General features: G+C 69.6%; 1 protein-coding gene. It reads left to right on the top strand.

Going from position 1 to position 481, the window contains the following annotated elements; all coding sequences use genetic code 11:
* The coding region (locus ACYQ2W_RS26585) for a transglutaminase domain-containing protein (protein ID WP_459874141.1) at positions 1–481 on the top strand (481 nt) is incomplete at both ends.

Raw genomic sequence — 481 nt, forward strand, 5'->3', positions numbered from 1 at the left:
GACGCCGAGCTGACCCTCAGCGCGCGGCGCGGCAACGCCATGGACATCGCCTCGCTGACCATCGCCCTGCTGCGCGCCTCCGGCATCCCCGCCCGCTACGTCCACGGCACCATGGATGTCCCCGTGGACAAGTACCGCAACTGGATCGGCGGATTCAGCAACGTCATGGCCGCCGCCGATTACGCCTCCTCCGGCGGCATCCCGACCCGCGTGCTCAGCGAGGGCGGCCAGCCCGCCTGGGTGCGCATGGAGCATGTGTGGGTGGAGGCGGCCCTGGACTTCCACCCCGGTCGTGCCTACCGCAACCTGGAGGCCGACAGCTGGATCAACCTCGACCCCAGTTTCAAGCAGTACGAATACCTCGAAGGGATCGACGTGGCGCAGATCGCCGGCCTCGACGGCCAGGCGCTGGCCGACGGCTTCCTCGCCAGCGGCACCATCAACGACGCCGAGGGGTGGATCCAGGGCCTCGACGCGAGCC

It is taken from the genome of Endothiovibrio diazotrophicus (assembly GCF_054657215.1).